Source organism: Persicimonas caeni (assembly GCF_006517175.1).
Lineage (GTDB): Bacteria > Myxococcota_A > Bradymonadia > Bradymonadales > Bradymonadaceae > Persicimonas > Persicimonas caeni.
Genome location: NZ_CP041186.1, coordinates 17,184 through 32,791 on the forward strand (window position 1 = coordinate 17,184; position 15,608 = coordinate 32,791).

The window sequence follows — 15,608 nt, forward strand, 5'->3', positions numbered from 1 at the left end:
ACGATGCTGCAGATACTCGACATCGCCGCACTCGTCGCCCCCGAGAGCCTGCAGACCATCGGCTACTTGGCCGCCGCGATCCTGTTCATCCTCGCGCTCGCCGGGCTGAGCCGCCAGGAGACCGCGCGGGCGGGCAACGTCGCCGGCATCGCCGGCATGGCCCTGGCGGTTGTGGTGACGCTCTTTTCGCGCGGCGACTTGTCGTACGCGCTGACCGCCGGATGCATCGTCGCCGGCGGCGCGGTGGGCGCGCTCGCCGCCGCGAAGGTGCGCATGACCGCCATGCCCGAGATGGTCGCCATCCTCAACGGCTTCGGGGGCCTGGGCACCGTCTTCGTGGGCTTTTCGAGCTACCTGACCGAGGCGGAGTACGCCTCGAGCGCGGCGATGAATATCCACCTCGTCGAGGTCTACGTGGGCGTGGCCATCGGCGCGCTCACCTTCGTCGGCTCGATGGTCGCCTGGGGCAAACTCGCCGGGCGCTGGACGAGCGCGCCGGTGCTGCTTCCGGCGCGCCACCTGCTCAACCTCGTCCTGCTCGCCGGGCTCATCGCCGCGGCCGTGCCCGTCATGGGCGCCGCCCCCGGCGAGGCGGTGGTGTTCCTGGGCGTCAACGCCGCCATCAGCGCCCTGCTCGGCCTGCACCTCGTCGCCGCCATCGGCGGGGCCGACATGCCCGTGGTCGTCTCGTTGCTGAACAGCTACTCCGGCTGGGCGGCCGCCGCCGCGGGCTTCATGCTCGGCAACGACCTGCTCATCATCACCGGCGCGCTCGTCGGCTCGAGCGGAGCCATCTTGAGCCACATCATGGCCGAGGGCATGAACCGCTCGCTCGTCAACGTCGTCTTCGGCGGCTTCGGCACGAGCGACCAGAAGACGCCCGGCGACCGAGGCAGCGGGAGCAGCAGGGGCGCCGAGGCCGGCGAAGCCCGCGCGACCGACGCCGACGAGGTCGCCCAGCTGCTCGAGCGCGCCGAGCGCGTGGCCATCGTCCCCGGCTACGGCATGGCGGTCGCCCGCGCCCAACACGCCGTCAGCCAACTGACCCGCAAGCTTCGCCGCGCCGGCAAAGAGGTCACCTTCGGCATCCACCCCGTCGCCGGGCGCATGCCCGGGCACATGAACGTGCTCCTGGCCGAGGCCGAAGTCCCCTACGACCTCGTCCTCGAGATGTCCCAGATCAACCCCACCTTCGCCGACACCGACGTGGTCCTCGTCGTCGGCGCCAACGACATCGTCAACCCCAGCGCCACCGACGACCCCACCAGCCCCATCTGGGGCATGCCGCAGATGCAGGTGTGGAAGGCCGACACGGTCGTCGTGCTCAAACGAAGCCTCTCGCCGGGCTACGCAGGCGTGGCCAACCCGCTCTTTTTTCGGGAGAACACGCGCATGTTCTTCGGCGACGCGCGCGAACAGTTAGAGGCTTTGGGGGAGAGACTCTGAGGCGCCGCATGATCCCTTTTGCATCGCGTCAGACACCATGATTAAATGCGGCGTTTGCTGTACGCATTGAGTAACACACATTACTGAGATTTCTATGTTTAGCCGTATCTCCTCGAGTCGCACTTCGCCTCGCCTGCTCGCCCTTCTGCTTACCTCGATGCTGCTCGTCACCGCCTGCGGAGACGACAGCGACCAGAAGCCGCTCCAGGACCAAGACACCGGCGTTCTGGCCGATGCCGGCGATATCGGCGCCGACGCTCAGCAAGACGCCCAGCACGACGCCGGGCAGGACGCCCAGCAAGACAGCGGCGACTCGATCGTGCGCGACAAGCCGCTCGACGAGTTTGTGGCCGACGATAGCGACTTCAGCTACGAGGTCGCCTGGGAGAAGTCGAGCACGGTCGCCAACAGCTGGCTGCTCGACGTCACCTCCGGCGAATGGCGGAGCAGCGAAGAGGTCGACCGCACCACCTGGCGCCACGACGTCATCTTGACGGTGCCCAAGAACGCCGACACGACCACGGCGCTGGTCATCATCAACGGCGGCGACAACGACGGCGGCTCGCCGGCGCAAAACGACGACGAGGTCTCCACCGCCGAGCTCGTGGCGACGCTCGTGCGCACGCCCGTGGTGAGCATCTCGCAGATTCCCAACCAGCCGCTGACCATCTTCGGCGAGGGCGAGGACATGGTCGAAGACGACCTGGTCGCCTCGAGTTGGTATAAGGCCATCGAGACCGGCGACCCGACCTGGTCGGCCTACTTCCCGATGGCGCGCGCGGTCGTCCGCTCGATGGACGCCGTCCAAGACCACATGGACGGGCTCGACCAGCCCGTCGACAACTTCGTGCTCACCGGCTTCTCCAAGCGCGGCGCGACCACCTACCTGGCCACGGCCGCCGACCCTCGCGTCATCGCCATGGCCCCGGGCGTGTTCGACTTTCTGAACTTCCGGCCCCAGGCCGCCCACCACTTGGCCGTCTACGGCGAGCCGGCCCCGGCGGTCGCCGACTACGCCGAGTACAACCTCCTGGAGCGCGTCGCCGACCCCGACGCCCAGGTCCTGCTCGACACGAGCGACCCGTACGCCTACCGCGACCGCTTCACCATGCCCAAGCTGATCATGGCCTCACCGGGCGACCAATTCTTCCTGCCCGACGCCATGCGCTTTTATATCGACGATATCCCCGGCGAAACGCTCGTGCGCTACGTCCCGAACACCGGCCACGGTCTGGTCCCCGAGGGCGAAGAACTCCTCGACACCATCAAGCCGCTCGTCGAATGGTACAAGGCCATCGCCAACGACCAGGCGCGCCCCACGGTGAGCTGGACCCACGACGCCGGCGAGCTGACCATGACGACCTCGACGGAGCCCGACTCGGTCAAGCTGTGGACGGCCACCAACGACCAGGCACGCAACTTCCGCATCGACGTCGTCGGCGCCATCTGGGAGTCCCAGGAACTCACCGCCGACACCAACGGCGACTACACCGCCACCGTCGACGCGCCCGCGGCGGGGTATACGGCGTATCTGATCGAGGCGACGTTCGGCCAAGAGATCTACACCACGCAGGTGTACGTGACGCCGGATGACTGAGGCGGCCGCACACCACAAAAAAGCCCCCGCCGGCCACAGCGCCGGCGGGGGCTTTTTCGTGCGAACGTTCGGCGGAACCCTCGGTCTCCCCCCATTTTGGCGTACAACTCGGCCTGACCGGTGACACGGCTGGCGGGTGTTTCGAGGGCCACCGACAGCTGGGACCGACCAACCCGCGGCTGTCGAGTTCCCGCGGCGGCCCCTCCGTCTCGCGCAACGCGCTCGACACCTCCCCCCGGCTGAACGCCGCGGGGAGAAGCCCCCTGCCAACTCGCCCAGCGGTTGCTTTACGCGGCGAATCCCAAACGCCGCCACTCGGCGAGGGGCTCCTCCCCAGCGCGTTGGGCGCCTGGGGAGGTGGTCGAGGGCGCTGGGAGAAGTCGGCGGTTTCACCGGGTGAAGGAAAAGAGACATTCCGCAAGCCCTTACATGGTGCCAGAGCACCATGTCATAACAGCGTGCGCAACTGCCATCGAACCAGCCCGAGGAGTTTTTCACATGACGACACTCGTAGCGATCAGTGACACCCATGGCCGCCACCGAAGCGTCGACGTGCCCGACGGCGACATCTTGGTCCACGCCGGAGACTTCTCGAGCTTCGGAAGCGAGGACGACCTCGAGGACTTCAACAGTTGGCTCGGCTCGCTGCCCCACGCCGAAAAGATCGTCGTCGCCGGCAACTGCGACCACATCTGCGAAACCTCTCCGGCCGAGGTCCGCGCCTTGCTGACCGAGGCGCACTACCTGCAGGACAGCGCGGTCGAAATCGCGGGGCTGAAGTTCTGGGGAAGCCCCTGGCAGCCGATCTTCCACCACATGGCGTTCAACCTGCCCCGAGGAGAGGCCCTCGCTGAAAAGTGGGCAATGATTCCCGCCGACACCGACGTGCTCGTCACCCACGGGCCTCCCCACGGCATCCTCGACCGCACCTCACGCGGCCAACAGGTCGGCGACCGCGCGCTGCTCGCGCGGGTGACCGAGGTGAAGCCCACCTGCCATATTTTCGGCCATGTTCACGAATCGAGCGGGATGGTCGAGCAACAAGGCACCTGCTTCATCAACGCGGCGTGCAATGCCGCGGGCGACAGGCCGTTTGTCTATGAGCTTTAGTTGGGAGGGTTGTATGCCTTGCAGGTAGCTGCAGTTGTCGTAGGTGTAGCCGACGTCGAAGAGCGTGGTGCCCTGGCTTGTGTCGGTGACCGAATAGGTCACCGCTTCGCCGAAGCCGTTGTAGGTGTAGCTCGCCTGGGTGTTCGCCAGCGTGAACTTCTCGAGCAGACAGTCCTCGTCAAACTCGTAGTTCGATTCACGATTCTTCGTCGCCGAAAAACATCGCATCCACGCTCCAACTGAGGCCGAGCCTTGCCATTCGCCGCATTTGAGTCGGCCACAGTGTTGGCCCGCCCTTACCCGATGCAGACCACCACGAGCTTCCCATTCGCATCTCGACTTCGGGATTAGCTTGCAGCTGCCTCAGCGCTCGGGATGCGGGCTCGATGCGATCGAGCACCCAGTCCAGATGGCGACGAAGCTCGCGTGAGTCAACCGCCTCTTCAGAATCAACTTCCCAGAGGTTGAGTGGCGGCGTGTGCATAATCCCGCTGCGTGGGTTCAGCTGCGGTACGCCTCCACGAACGGTTTGGGTGGGCTCGACCTGAAGTGTCTCTGTCACCCAATCCGGCGTATGAGCGCCCGGATATATCAAGATCCGCGCAGCGGCACGCTCACAATCTGCGTTTTCGCCCAGGTACGGAACAACGTGGTGCACATTCCCATGCCCCTCTGCCGACTCGACAGCGCAGCCCCGCTGCTGCCGTCGACCGGCTACCTCCACAAATGGCATCGGTTGATATCGACGCGCTGACACCGCCTCATCCACTGCATCTTCATCTCCGAGGATCAAAGTTGCTTTCTCAGTACCGCAGAACACAATATCGAAGGACAACTCGAGCTCGAGTTCAGCAAGTCGTTCCATCTGCGCGGGCCACAACGCCGGGCCGCCGTGACCATGGGCCGACCACCAATCGCAGACTACGGCCAAGCGCACTCCATCGTGACACCGCAGCTCTTCAATCCCCGCTCGAACCTGCTCTAGCGCATCGAGAAGCCAGTCCACGTGGCGCCGCGAGTCCCGTGAATCGAGGAAGTCCCGTGAGGAGTAGCACCAGGCATCGAGGGGAGGCGTGACCTGATAACCGATATGCCGTGGCCCGATCGAAGCCACCCCTCGGTGTAACACCTGCGACGGTGCGAGGCCCAACACTTGATCTACCCAATCGTGAGGCTTATTGCCGGGGAAGACCCACAGCGCAGCGTCTGTGCGCTCGCAGGTTGGGTAGTCGTCGATGTATTCAGATGCCATATCGTTTCGGTTCATCACAGTTCCAACTGCTTCGCTGAAAAAACGAGTTACAGGTAGGCGAGGATATTATCGATGAATTCGCCTGCTGCATCCCGATAGTCACCGCGCACCCATCCGCCGCGCGAGGTATAGACCTCGTCTCCCGGCTCGAGCCTTGCGGCCTCGCCAAACCCGCGCCCGGCGACCCAGAAGGGATGCTCACCGGTGACGTGCAGCAACTCTGAGGCGTTCGCGTCGTCGACCAGTTCGAGTTCCATGACCGGCTTATCGGGGGTGACAAAGACTGCGGTCACCTCGCGCCAGTCCTCCTCACCGGTCTCCGGATTGCGCGCCCAGACCCTGTCACCCACGTCGACGTCTTCGATGGGTCGCCGGCCCTCTTCGGTCTCACTGCAGTGAGTTCGCCGGCAACTACAGCAATGGCTTGCCAAGTTGAGATGCCAATTACCAGCTGCGGTCGCCGACTACGCCGAGTACAACCTCCTGGAGCGCGTCGCTGACCCCGACGCCCAGGTCCTGCTCGACACGAGCGACCCGTACGCCTACCGCGACCAGTTCACCATGCCCAAGCTGATCATGGCCTCACCGGGCGACCAATTCTTCCTGCCCGACGCCATGCGCTTTTATATCGACGATATCCCCGGCGAGACGCTCGTGCGCTACGTCCCCAACACCGGCCACGGGCTGGTCCCCGAGGGCGAGGAACTCCTCGACACCATCAAGCCGCTCGTGTGATTGAGGCGCTACCCCGGCCTTCCCGGACGCTACCCCGGCCTCCCCGGACGCTACCCCTGCCTTCCCGGACGCTACCTCGGCCTTCCTGGACGCTACCCCGGGCACCCTGGATGCTACCTCGGCCCTCCTGGACGCTACCCCAATAAAAATGGCCCCTGCACTCGAGGTGCAGGGGCCTGCGACGGCCGTGCCGGCCGCTGCATCGTCGACGCTGGTCACGCCCCGGTGGGCTCCGGTTCGTCGACGGGGTCTGCGGCGCGTGTGCGCTGCGGGACGTGGTCGGCGAAGACGGCGTCGAGCTCGTCGACGAGTTCGGGGTGCTCGACGCGGGCCATGCGTGCGGCCAACACGGCGCGATCGACGAACTCGAGACACGCCTCGCGCGCCCTCTTGCGCTCGCGACGGGCTCGGTCCGTCTCCAAGCTCTCGATATCGCGGCCCCCGAACAACTCGCCAGCGCGCGCCTGCAGCTGCTCGACCTCGGCGAGCCGGGCCCCGTAGTTGCCCATGCTCGCGCGAAGCTTGTCCTCGTGGGAACGAAGCGCGGTGAGGAGCGTCTGAAGCGCCTCGCGCGCCGCCGGCAAGGTCTTGATGCGCGAGGCCGGGCCGATGTCGAAGTCGCTCAGCATGTCGCCGAGATTCTCGTCGTCGTAATAAGCCATCTCCACCCCGGCGGTGATGGCGTCTTCCAGCGGGCCGACCTTGGCCACGAGCGCGTCCTTCTCATTCGTCCAGGCCACGTCGTCACGCATTTCAACCTGATAGGTCGTCTGCGCGTCCTCGAGGCGCTGTGCGGCGGCCTCGCCTTCCTCCTTGCCGGCGAACTCAGGGCCGAGCACCGGCTCGAGCTTCGAGGCGTTGCGCTCGTACCACTGGGCCACCGCGCGCACGGCGAAGATCAGGTGGGTCACCGGGGTATCCATCGTGGGTCGTTGTGCCATAACGTCCGTCTCCTTCTCGCAGAAAGATGGGACAGCCCCCCAGTACCGGCTCGGGCTGTCGGCTCAGGTTGTAAAAAAGGTGCTCTCTGGAGATAGCCCGAGACGGCGCGGGTTGGCAAGGGAGCGCGCGGTCGCGATCTTCGCCGGAATGAAACTGGACGGCCGCCCGCTTCTTGTGCACTAGTAGGGGAAGACCAGCGAAATTGGTGCTTCCAACGTTGTCCTACGAGTTGAGTAGTCACGATGTACCACAAGCTATGCCTTCGCCTCTCCGCCGGTGCCCTCGCCCTGCTCGTCCTCGCGGCGTGCAACGACGATTCGCCCGAGAAGCCCTCTTCGGACGCCGGATCGTCGGACGGCGGTGACGTTGCCGCCGACGCCAACCCCGACGCCACTTCCAACGCCTGCCCGCTCGACGGGACCGCTCCTGCAGACGACGTCGCGGCCGACATCAACGGCTGGACGGTCAGCGTCGACGGGGCGACCGGGGCGTGGAGTATCACTGCGGCCGGCGGCGACGAGCCCGTGCTCGCCGGGCCGGGGTCGTGTGGACGCGACGACGACGGCTGGCATGCGCCGGCGCGTGTGGCCTCGGGCGAGGCGGACGTAAAGAGCTCGTTTGGCAATTTCCGCATCGAGCTGGAGTCGGAGCAGGCGAGCCTCGAGTGGCTGTCGACGGCCAATATCGCGCCGAGCGTCGAGCAGACCGACGACGCCGTCGTGATCAGCTGGCCGCTACCGCTCGACGAGCCGGCGGACGCCGCGGCCGAGCTGCGGTTTTCGGCCGAAGGCGCGCAGAATCTGGCCGTCGAGCTCACCACGAACGTCGAGGACCTCGACACCGGCGAGATTACGACGACCTGCCGACCCGACGAGGCGTTCTTCGGCCTCGGCTCGCAGACCGCGGGCATGAACCTGCGCGGGCGGACCTTCCCGCTGTGGACCCAAGAGCAAGGCAACAGCAAGCCCGAAGACGGCGGCACCTTCCCGCTGAACAACTTCCCGGAGGCGGCCTACGCCCCCATGGGCATCTGGCACTCGTCGGCGGGCTACGCGGCGATCATCGGCCACGACAGCTACTCCGAGATCGACCTGTGTGAGGAGAGCGCCGACCGCGTGCGCCTTCGCAGCCACAAGGAGCTCCCCCGATTCGTGCTCGTGGCCGGCGAGTCGCCCAAAGAGCGCCTGACGGCCATCACCGAGTATACCGGACGGGTCGACCCCGCCCCGCCCGCCTGGGTCTTCGGCCCCTGGTTCGACGCGGTCGGCGGCCCCTGGCGCGTCGAGGAAGTGGCCACCGCCCTTCGCGACAACGACATCCCGGCCTCGGCCATCTGGACCGAGGATTGGATCGGCGGCAAGTCGACCGCGACCGGCTACCGTCTGTCGTACGCCTGGGAGTGGGACGACGAGTTGTACCCGAACCTGCCGGACACCATCGACGGACTGCAGAATCGCGGGTTCGCGTTCTTGGGCTACTTCAACCCGTTCATCCCCACGAACGTGCGGATGTTCACCGAGGGCGAGGAGAACGGCTACCTCATCCAAACCCAGGAGGATGAGACGTACCTGTTCCAGGACCCGGCGTTTCGCAACTCGACGCTCATCGACCTGACCAACCCCGACGCGGTCGACTGGCTGCAGGGATATATGACGAAGGCGGCCGACGAGCTGGGCATCGACGGCTGGATGGCCGACTTCGCCGAGTGGCTGCCCGTCGACGCGAAGCTGCACTCGGGCCAGACGGGCTGGGAGTTCCACAACCAGTATCCCCTGGCCTGGCAGAAGGCCAACAAGGACGCGCTCACCGAGGCGCACGCCGACCAGTCGCCGTCGAACGACTGGACCTTCTTCGCCCGCAGCGGCTGGGCGTCGACCAACGGCGGCAGCGCCGGATTCGCGGCGACGATGTGGGGCGGCGACCAGAACACCAACTGGCGCTACGACGACGGCTTCCCCACGATCGTGCCCATCGGCGCGCACCTGGGCCTGTCGGGCGTGTCCCTATACGGCTCCGATATCGCCGGATACAACTCGCTGGGCACCTCGAATACCGACAAGGAGCTCTTCTTCCGCTGGAGCGCGGCGGGTGCCTTCCACCCGCTGATGCGCACCCACCACGGCGGCGACAAGTGCGACAACTGGAACTTCGACCGCGACGCGGAGACCCTGGCTCACTATCGGCGCTGGGCGTCGGTGCACACCCTGCTCTACCCGTACTTCCAGCGGCTGGTGACCGAGGCGACCGAAGAGGGCCTGCCGATCACGCGCCACCCGTTTTTGGTCGAGCCCAACCGCCCGGCCCTGTGGACCGGCGACGGGTATCAATTCTTCACCGGCGACGACATCCTCGTCGCCCCCGTGCTCGCCGACGACGCGACGGACCGCACAGTTACGCTGCCCGAGCAAGGCTGGTGGCCGCTCTTTGGCGACACGCCCGCGCTGGGCACCCCGGCCCAGGGCGACGCCGTCACCGTCGACGTCTCCGCCCCGGTCACCGAGATTCCCGTCTTTGTGCGCCCGGGCACCATCCTCCCGCTCCTGTCCGAGGCGGTCGACTCGTTCTACGGCAGCAGCGAGCCGGGCGTGACCGACCTCGCCGACGTCGACGGCGAGCTTCGCCTGGCTCTGTATCCCGACACCGAGGGCAACGTGCAGTTGGGCCTCGACGATGGCGTGTCGGCCAGCGGGGCCGGCTGGACGAGCACGAGTTCGCTCGACTGGAACTCGGCGAGTCTGGGCGACACTGCCCTCCCCACCTGCGACAGTACAGGAGCGGACGCGTCGTGCGTCGACCCGGCCGCCAAGACCGCCCGGCTGGTCGGCGTGACCGAGGCGACCTTGAAGGTCGGCAGCGCCCAGTTGTCGCTCTCGGCCGACGAGGCGACAGACTTCGTCGTGGGCGTGGCCGGCGATGCGTGGGGCGAGTGGACCGAGGCGACGCCTTACACGGGGCTCAACGCCGACGCCCCGTCGTGGTGCGAAGGCCACACGGAGTGATTGGTTGCCATCATCCTCCGTGCGGCTTAGAATGCGTGCAGGACGTATCCAAAGACAGACAAATTGCCGTACCCATATAGCACGAGCGAGCCGCTGGTGCCGGCAATTCGGTTGAACCTGCACGGAGATACAGATGGCCGAAGAAATCACTTGTCCTGCCTGTCAAACCCCCAACGATGCGTGGAACGAGCTGTGCGACGCCTGTGGCGCCGAGCTCCACGCGGAGGCGGAAGTCATGGCCGACGCCACCGATGGCGATGACTTTGTCGAGCCGCAGGCCGACGGCGACCCCGCCGGCTTCGAGGGCGTCGACGAGGTGCAAGCTTACGACGAAGAGAACCCCGACTACGGCGTCGACGCCGACGACGTGGGCGAAGAGGAGCTTGCCGAGATTCCCGTCGAGGCGGACCAGGAGATTCACGAGGCCGTCGAGTACGGCGAAGAGGACCTCGCCGAAGTGCCTGTCGAGGGCTTCGAGATGGCCGAGGAGACCGGCGTCGACAACACGCCGTTCGAGCAGGCCGACGCCTTTGAAGGCGAAGGTCAGCAGCAATTCGCCGCCCACGAGGGCGACGAGCAGGCAGCTGACGAAGCCGAGAGCCTCGAGTACGAGCTCGAGCCTGTGAGCGAAGAGTTCGACGCCGATGAGTACGACGACGGCGAGTACGACGACGAAGAGTACGACGATGCCGACGACGAGTATGACGGCGGCCAGTCCCTCGACGCGTCCGCCGACGAGACCTTCGGCCACTGGGACGACGACGCTCGCGACGAGCTCGACAGCGCCGAAGCCGCGTTCAGCGACCCCGACGACGTCGACTTCGAAGACGACGAATTTGCCGCCGACGGCGGCCAGCCGCTCGAGCCGGCCGTAGCCGCCCAGTTCGGCGCCGACGGCGAGCCCGATTTCGGCGAGTTCGGCGACGACAACCGATATGGCGGACAAGACGAAGAGTTCGAAGAAGCCGTCGCCAGCGAAGTCGAAGAGAGCGTAGTCGAAGAAGAGCTCCCTCCCCCGCCCGAACTCGAGGCCATCCTCAACCCCGAGCGTGTCGAGCGCGCCCCCATCGAGCCGCTACCCACGCCCGGCCCTTACGCCGAGCTTGCCACGCTGACCGTCTTCAAGGACGGCGAGCAGATGGGTGAAGTCGCCATCGACTTCAACTGCACCGTGCTCGGACTCGACCAGCCCGACGCCGACGACTTCGACGAAGACGCGGCCGAGGACGTCGAAGAGCTCGACGAGATTGCCGAATTGGACCCTATCGAAGTGGTCGACGCCGAGCCTGAAGAAGCTGCGTACGACATCGATGCTATCGGCGACGAAGCCGACGACTACAGCGCCGACGACTTCGCGGCCTTCTCGAGCCAGCAAAACGAAGAGTTCGAGCTCGAGGCCATCGAGGAAGAAGACGAGGCCGACGAAGACGGCTTCGAGTCGTTCGGCGAAGAGGACTCGTTTGGTGAGGAAGACTCGTTCGGTGAATTCGGTGAAGACGAAGACGTCGAGCCCAGCGAGGCCGACGAAGAACCCATCGCCGAAGAAGAGCCCTACGAGGACCCCGAAGACCTCGAAGAAGGTCCGGTCATCGACCTGAGCCAATTTGGCGACGCGTCTCGCTTCGCCCGACGTCACGGCTACCTGTTCCGCCAAAATAAGCACTACACGCTGTACGTGCTCTCCGACATGGGTACCCAGATCAACGACGAGGTCCTCGACATCGGCGAGTACCGCGAGCTCGCCGACGGCGACGTCATCATCCTGGGCGGCGAAGTGGCCTTCAAGTTCAACGAGCCGGCCGCCTAACCCGCGGTTCCCCCCAGCGCAAAAAAGGGCCCGAAGGCGACATCCGCCTTCGGGCCCTTTTCTTTTCCACTCTTTTACTTCTTCACTCTTTTACTTCTTCACTCTTTTACTTCTTCACTCTTTTACTCTTTTACTCTTTCACTCTCTTACTCTTTCACTCTTCTCACTCAGCCGCTTCGAGCGCCTCGAGCTCCTGCTCGCCCAGCTCGATGACCTGCTGGACCGAAGCCGGAGCGCCCTGGAAGTCGACAATCGCCTCGCGCGCCCAGCCGAGGACCTGCCCCGGAAGGATACCCAAGTAGAGGGTGAGCACCGCGCAGATGGCGATGGCCCACTTGGCGCCGTTGTTGGCGACCGGGCGAATCTCGCGCGTGGCCTTTTTCATGTACATGTGGACCAGGACGCGCAGGTAGTAGTAGACGCCCGCGACGCTGGTGAGCACGGCCAGGATGGCCAGGCCGATGAAGGCGAACTCGCCGGTCTCGGCGCCCACGTCGACCGCTGCGCGGAAGACGTACAGCTTGCCGACGAAACCTGCCGTCGGCGGGATGCCGGCGCTCGAGAACATGAAGATGCCCATGCACAGGCCCATCATCGGGTACTTGAACCCGAGGCCGTTGAGCTCGTCGTAGGTCTCGGCAGACTCGCCGCGGCGGCCGAACCAGGCCAGCACGCCGAAGGCACCGAGCGTGCCGAAGCTGTAGGTGATGAGGTAGAAGATCACCGCGTCGTTGAGCAGGAAGAACTCGGGGCGCGCGCTGGCGGCGACGAAGCCGACCAGGATGTAACCCGCGTGCGCGATACTCGAGTAGGCGAGCATGCGCTTGACGTTGTTCTGAGTGATGGCAACGAGGTTGCCCAGAATCACCGAAGCGGCGGCGATGAACAAGAAGACGTCGACCCAGCCGTAGCCGAAGAAGCCGCCGCGAAGCATCGTCGCATCGAAGGAGATGGTGAACACGCGCACCAGCGCGGCGAAAGCGCCCGCCTTGATGGCGGTGGCCATGAAGCCGACGCCCGGGGTCGGGCTTCCGGTGTAGACGTCCGGCGTCCACACGTGGAACGGCACCGAGGCGACCTTGAAGGCAAAGCCCGACAGAATCAGCAGCACGGCCAACACGACCATGCCGATGGAGGCGCCTGCGCTGGCCTCGTTGGCCAGAATCTCGGTCAGGTGCAGCCCGATATACTCGAGGTTGGTCGTGCCGGTCAGCCCGTACAGCAGCGCGATGCCGTAGAGCATCAGGGCGGCCGAGAAGGCGCCCAGGATGAAGTACTTCATCGCGGCTTCGGCGCTGCGCGAGTCCTTACGCAGGAAGCCCGCCAAGCAGTAGATCGGAATCGACATGACCTCGAAGCCCACAAAGAAGGTGAGCAGGTCGGCCGCGCCGGCGATGATGATCATGCCCGAGACGCTGAACAGGATGAGCATGTAGTACTCACCGCGGTCCATCAGGTGGCTCTTGAGGTAAGCCGGGCTCATCAGCATCGACAAGATACCCGCTGCCGAGCCGAGCACGGCGAACAGCAAGGTGTACTTGTCCAGATACAGCATGCCGCTGAAGGCGGCCGTATCGAGCGTGTTGTCCCACAGCATCCAGCAGCTCAAGATGGTCACCCCCAGGCCAATGGCGCTGAAGGTAGCCAGGTAGCTGCGGTCGGTGTCGACCTTGTGGAAGACGTCGACCAGGATCACCATCAGGGCGGTGATCGCCACGATCGCCGCGGGAACCAGCGCGTCGTACTCCGCAATCTGCGGCGGAGTCAGGAGCGCCAGCGCGTTGAACTTCGAAACCAAGAGTGTATTCAGCATGATTAACTCTTTGATGACACGTGCACTAGTTGGACGTGTACGGCTCGGCCCTCAATAGGAGCCGAGTGATTCAGTTTACTCGGCGTCGTCTTTCTTCCCGTCGAGCAGCTTGCCCTCGGGGTACCAGCCCTCTTTCTCGGTCGGCTCGACGACCACCGAACCGGTCGCCGAGACGTTGTTGTCCATGTAGCGGAGGAACTGGTCGAGCGAGCTGTCCATACGGCTCAAGAAGAACTTCGGATACACGCCCATGATGATGGCCATGGCCACGATGGGCACGAAGTAGGCGATCTCGCGGGCGTTGAGGTCCTTGAGATTCTTGTTCTCCTCGTGGGTGATCGGGCCGAACATGACGCGGCGGAACATCCACAGCAGGTAGCCGGCGGCGAAGATGACGCCGGAGGCACCGATGATGGCGAAGATGAGCGCGGTCAACTCGGGGCCGGCCTGCTGAGCGTTGGGCAGCGGGAAGACCGGCGTCGAGCTGAGCTCGAAGGCCTGTCGGGCGCCCTCGCCCATCGGCTGCAGGAAGACCAGCGGCTCGTCGAACCACAGGAAGTGGCTCTTGGAGGCGCCGACCAGCGCCAGGAATTCACCGACGAAGCCGTTGAGGCCCGGGAGACCCGCCGAGGCGAAGACGATGATGCCGAAGATGGCCGCGAAGATGGGCATCGGCTTGGCGATGCCGCCAAAGTCTTTGATCTTTTTGGTGTGCCGGCGCTCCTTGAGGATGCCGACGCACAGGAACAGTCCGCCGGTGGCGATACCGTGGGCGATCATGACGTAGATGCCGCCTGCGAGCCCCTGCGGGGTCATCGCAATGAGGCCGAGCACACAGAAGCCCAAGTGGCTGACCGAGCTGTAGGCGACGAGCTTTTTGACGTCGTCCTGCACAAGCGCGACCAGCGCTCCGTAGACAATGCCGATGACCGACAGCACCGCGATATACGGGGCGTAGGCCTTGAGCGCGTCCGGGAAGAGCGGGAAGGCGTAGCGGATCAGGCCGTAGGTGCCCATCTTGAGGAGCACACCGGCCAGAATGACCGAGCCGGCGGTCGGCGCCTGGACGTGAGCCAGCGGCAACCAGGTGTGGAACGGGAACAGAGGCACCTTGATGGCGAACGCCAGGAAGAAGGCGCCGAACAAGATGAACTGCTCTTTGTAGCTCAGGTCGACGGCGAGCATGTCGCTCAACAGGAAGCTGTAGCCTCCGTCGGCTCCGCCGGTCTGGAAGTACACGTACAGGATGGCGATGAGCATCAAGAGGCTGCCGACCATCGTGTAGAGGAAGAACTTGACCGACGCCAAGATACGCTTCTCGCCACCCCAGACCCCGATGATGAGGTACATCGGGATGAGCATCATCTCCCAGAAGATGTAGAACAGGAAGACGTCGAGCGACATGAGCGCACCGAGCATTCCCGTCTCCAGGAAGAGCAGCGCGATCATGTACTCTTTGACGTTGGTGTCGACCGCCGAATAGGTCGAGAAGATCGTGATCGGCATCAGGAAGGTCGTCAGCATGACCAGCCACAAGCTGATGCCGTCGATCCCCATATAATAAGAGATGCCGATGGATTCGATCCACGGAATCGGACCTTCAGCCAACTGGAAGGTGAAGGGCCCGGCGGCAGCCGGCGCGTTCGGGTCGAAATTGACCAGAATGCCCAGGCTGATGAAGAAAATGCCCAGCGAGAAGAACAAGGCGGCGTTGCGAAGCGCGCCGACCTGCTCTTTGGGGATGAGCATCAGAGCCAGCACCCCGACGAGCGGTGCAAACGTGACCACCGTCAGCCAGGGAAAGGTCCCCTCGGTCAGGGCCGCGGCTCCCACTGTCAGCCAGGAGGAAAGCGCACCCAGCATGTGTGTCGCTTCAAGCATCTGTCAACATCCTCGGTAAGTTACCG

Annotated in this window: 10 protein-coding genes and 1 pseudogene; 6 read left to right on the top strand and 5 right to left on the bottom strand. The window is 64.9% G+C overall.

The window, feature by feature from the left end; translation table 11 throughout:
• Positions 1-3: 3 nt before the first annotated feature.
• From FIV42_RS00070 to FIV42_RS00080, 3 genes are all read left to right on the top strand, one after another.
• Entirely contained in the window at positions 4-1,446 is a 1,443-nt protein-coding gene (locus FIV42_RS00070; protein WP_141195687.1) for an NAD(P)(+) transhydrogenase (Re/Si-specific) subunit beta, read from the top strand.
• A gap of 94 nt (positions 1,447-1,540) precedes the next feature.
• Positions 1,541-3,043, top strand: a complete 1,503-nt coding sequence (locus FIV42_RS00075) for a PhoPQ-activated protein PqaA family protein (RefSeq protein ID WP_141195688.1) — start codon at positions 1,541-1,543, stop codon at positions 3,041-3,043.
• 498 nt (positions 3,044-3,541) lie between these two features.
• A complete protein-coding gene (locus tag FIV42_RS00080; RefSeq protein ID WP_141195689.1) occupies positions 3,542-4,153 on the top strand; it encodes a metallophosphatase domain-containing protein in 612 nt (203 codons plus the stop codon).
• Between the two features lie 196 nt (positions 4,154-4,349).
• Here the strand turns inward: FIV42_RS00080 and FIV42_RS00085 are convergent, their stop codons facing one another.
• Positions 4,350-5,420 (bottom strand): DUF4279 domain-containing protein, encoded by a 1,071-nt coding sequence (locus FIV42_RS00085; RefSeq protein WP_141195690.1) that lies wholly within the window; start codon positions 5,418-5,420, stop codon positions 4,350-4,352.
• 32 nt (positions 5,421-5,452) lie between these two features.
• Positions 5,453-5,836 (bottom strand): polymorphic toxin-type HINT domain-containing protein, encoded by a 384-nt coding sequence (locus tag FIV42_RS00090; protein WP_141195691.1) that lies wholly within the window; start codon positions 5,834-5,836, stop codon positions 5,453-5,455.
• Here FIV42_RS00090 and FIV42_RS00095 point away from each other — a divergent pair.
• Positions 5,820-6,140: pseudogene (locus FIV42_RS00095) on the top strand (PhoPQ-activated protein PqaA family protein); the annotation flags it as partial. The gene FIV42_RS00090 and the pseudogene FIV42_RS00095 overlap by 17 nt on opposite strands.
• 215 nt (positions 6,141-6,355) lie before the next feature.
• Here FIV42_RS00095 and FIV42_RS00100 read toward each other — a convergent pair.
• Positions 6,356-7,081, bottom strand: a complete 726-nt coding sequence (locus FIV42_RS00100; protein WP_141195693.1) for a hypothetical protein — start codon at positions 7,079-7,081, stop codon at positions 6,356-6,358.
• A gap of 243 nt (positions 7,082-7,324) precedes the next feature.
• Between FIV42_RS00100 and FIV42_RS00105 the strand changes: the two genes are divergently transcribed.
• A complete protein-coding gene (locus tag FIV42_RS00105; RefSeq protein ID WP_141195694.1) occupies positions 7,325-10,081 on the top strand; it encodes a TIM-barrel domain-containing protein in 2,757 nt (918 codons plus the stop codon).
• Between the two features lie 133 nt (positions 10,082-10,214).
• Complete coding sequence (locus FIV42_RS00110; RefSeq protein ID WP_141195695.1) at positions 10,215-11,888, top strand: FHA domain-containing protein; 1,674 nt, start codon at positions 10,215-10,217, stop codon at positions 11,886-11,888.
• A gap of 163 nt (positions 11,889-12,051) precedes the next feature.
• Here the strand turns inward: FIV42_RS00110 and FIV42_RS00115 are convergent, their stop codons facing one another.
• Positions 12,052-13,701, bottom strand: a complete 1,650-nt coding sequence (locus FIV42_RS00115) for an NADH-quinone oxidoreductase subunit N (RefSeq protein ID WP_141195696.1) — start codon at positions 13,699-13,701, stop codon at positions 12,052-12,054.
• A gap of 75 nt (positions 13,702-13,776) precedes the next feature.
• On the bottom strand, positions 13,777-15,582 hold the full coding sequence (locus FIV42_RS00120; RefSeq protein WP_141195697.1) for a complex I subunit 4 family protein: 1,806 nt from the start codon (positions 15,580-15,582) through the stop codon (positions 13,777-13,779).
• Between the last annotated feature and the right edge of the window lie 26 nt (positions 15,583-15,608).